This window comes from Ornithinibacter sp., from assembly GCF_035443565.1.
In the GTDB taxonomy this organism is placed as follows: Bacteria; Actinomycetota; Actinomycetes; order Actinomycetales; family Dermatophilaceae; genus Fodinibacter.
The window spans coordinates 4,879-7,665 of the sequence record NZ_DAORSO010000112.1 but is presented as its reverse complement, the minus strand read 5'-3'; the positions used below and the strand labels follow the sequence as shown (position 1 = coordinate 7,665).

At 71.7% G+C, this 2,787-nt stretch carries 3 protein-coding genes; all 3 read left to right on the top strand.

Annotated elements, in window-relative coordinates; all coding sequences use genetic code 11:
• Window positions 1-268 precede the first annotated feature (268 nt).
• Window positions 269-1,204 (top strand): acyl-ACP desaturase, encoded by a 936-nt coding sequence (locus tag PLL68_RS10945; protein ID WP_324534012.1) that lies wholly within the window; start codon window positions 269-271, stop codon window positions 1,202-1,204.
• A gap of 64 nt (window positions 1,205-1,268) precedes the next feature.
• Window positions 1,269-2,189: a DegV family protein gene (locus PLL68_RS10940; protein ID WP_324534011.1), complete on the top strand. Its 921-nt coding sequence runs from the start codon at window positions 1,269-1,271 to the stop codon at window positions 2,187-2,189.
• Between the two features lie 3 nt (window positions 2,190-2,192).
• Window positions 2,193-2,787 (top strand): glycerol-3-phosphate acyltransferase (locus tag PLL68_RS10935; RefSeq protein WP_324534009.1); only part of this gene is annotated, 595 nt, incomplete at its 3' end.

Sequence of the window (2,787 nt, the reverse complement as noted above, 5' to 3'; positions counted from 1 at the left end):
TGCCCGAGGTCGATGACGGCGACGAGCACGGTCGACTGGTACTCGGCGTGCGAGAAGTCCACGTCGACGCCGCGGGCCAGGTGGTGCAGCACGAGTTCCTCGTCGCCGGCGCACGCGGCACCGAACATGTCCTTCCAGTCGCCGGCAGCCATGCCGCAGAGGTTATCCGGGAAACGCCGCGCGACTGGGGTGGTCTGCGCGGCCGTGACGGTGCAGAGTGAGACTCCACGGAGGTGACGCCGGTCACAGCCGATCCCGAGGAGGACTCATGGCCGATCTCGACACCGGACGACTGCTCGCTGCCCTCGAGCCAGTGGCGGAGGAGAACCTCAACCGCCACCTCGCCACCGCCCAGGAGTGGATGCCGCACGAGTACGTCCCGTGGTCGCTCGGCCGCGACTTCAAGGAGCTCGGCGGTGAGCCGTGGTCGGTGGAGCAGTCGCAGCTGTCGCCGATCGCCCGCACGGCGCTCGAGGTCAACCTGCTCACCGAGGACAACCTGCCGAGCTACCACCGCGAGATCGAGCGCGCGTTCGGCCGCGACAGCGCGTGGGGGGCCTGGGTGAACCGCTGGACCGCCGAGGAGGGCCGCCACGCGTTCTGCATCCGCGACTACCTGCTCGTCACGCGTGGGGTCGACCCCGACGAGCTCGAGCGGGCCCGCATGGACACCATGGAGACCGGCTACGACTCCGGTGACAAGCCGCTGCTCAACGTCTGCGCCTACGTGTCGTTCCAGGAACTGGCCACCCGGGTCTCGCACCGCAACACCGGCAAGTTCACCGACGAGCCGATCGCGGAGAAGCTGCTGATCAGGGTCGCCAAGGACGAGAACCTGCACATGATCTTCTACCGCAACATCATCCAGGCGGCGCTCGAGCTGACGCCCAACCAGACGATGCGGGCGATCACCGACGAGGTCGTCAACTTCCAGATGCCGGGCGCGATCATCCCCGGCTTCGGGCGCAAGGCCGTGCAGATGGCGATGGCCGGCATCTACGACCTGCGCATCCACCACGACGACATCGTGCAGCCGCTGCTGCGGCAGTGGGGCATCTGGGAGCTCGAGGGCCTCGACGCCGACGGTGAGGCTGCCCGCGAGCAGCTGGCCGCAGCCGTCGCCGCCCTGGACGCCGAGGCCACCCGGTTCGTGGAGAAGCGCGAGGAGCGGGCGGCCAAGATCGCGGCGCGCAAGAACGCGTGACCTGCCCATCGGCATCCGGGCGCTGCGACCTGTCGGGGCGACGACCGACGACTACCCTGCTCGGGTGAGCACCGCCCTCGTCACCGACTCCACGGCCTACCTGCCGTCAGCGCTGCTCGACGGTCTCGACATCCGGGTCGTGCCGCTGCACGTCGTCGTCGGCGGGCGCACCCACTCCGAGGGCGTCGACATCGACCCCGCGGCCGTGGCGGCCGCCCTGCGCGCGTTCACCCCGGTCACGACGTCGCGGCCCACCCCGGCGGCGTTCATCGACGCCTACGAGGCCGCGGCCGCCGCCGGTGCCGACTCGGTGGTCTCGGTGCACCTGTCCGAGGCGATGTCGAGCACCATCGGCAGCGCTCACCTCGCCGCGAGCGCGGCGCCGATCCCGGTGACGGTCATCGACTCGCGAGCGCTCGGCATGGTGATGGGGTTCGCGGTCCTCGCGGGCGCGCGGCTGGCCGCCGGTGGGGCATCGGCCGGGGAGGTCGCGGATGCCGTTCGCGCCACGTGCGCCGGAGCGAGCGTCATGTTCTACGTCGACACCCTGGAGTACCTGCGCCGCGGTGGACGGATCGGCAAGGCCGGGGCGATGCTCGGTTCCGCGCTGGCGATCAAGCCGATTCTCGGGCTGCGCGACGGCCAGATCGTGCCGCTGGAGCGGGTGCGGACGTCGTCGCGCGCGATCGCCCGCCTCGAGGAGCTCGCCGTCGAGGCGGCCGAGGCGATCGGTGCTGGTGGTGCTGGTGCTGGTGGTGCTGGCGCCGGAGTCGATGTCGCCGTGCACCACCTCGACTCGGCGGAACGGGCCGAGCGGCTGGCCGAGCGGCTGCGGGCGCGGCTCGGGTCGGGAACCGAGGTCGTCGTCGTCGAGCTCGGTGCCGTCGTCGGGGCGCATGTCGGGCCGGGAACGCTCGCCGTGGCGGTGGTGCCTCGCGTCGTGCCCCTCGTGCCTCCGGGTGGGCCGCCAGCGGTGGCGCGCTGACCGATGGGCACGTCCGTCATCCAGCTGTGCGGGGTCGCCGCACTCTGTTTCCTCGTGGGATCGATCAATCCCGCGACGATCCTCGCCCGCGCGCTCGGCCGTGACCTGCGCTCGTCGGGCTCGGGCAACCCGGGTGCGACCAACGCCGCTCGGGTGCTCGGCCCGCGCTGGGGTGTCGTCGTGCTGCTCCTCGACGTCGCGAAGGCCTGGCTTCCGAGCCTGCTGGTGCTGCGCACCATGGGCACGCTGGCGGCCATCGTCGCCGGCACCGCCGTCGTGCTCGGTCACATGTTCAGCCCGTTCCTGCGCGGCAAGGGCGGCAAGGGGGTGGCCAGCGCGCTCGGGGCCCTGCTCGCGATCGCACCCGGGGTCGCGCTCGGGGCCGTCGTCGTGTTCGTGCTGGCCAAGACGGTGCTGCCGTTCGTCGGTGAGGCCTCCGTCGTGACGATGCTCGTCGTCGCCACGGTGGGTGTGGCCGGGGCGGCAGGGGTGGTGCCCGGGGTCTCGCAGCTCGTCGGGGGGTGGCTCATCGTGCTGCCGTTGCTGGTCCTTTCGCGCCACCAGCGCAACATCCGGGCGTGGTTGATGCGCCGCAAGC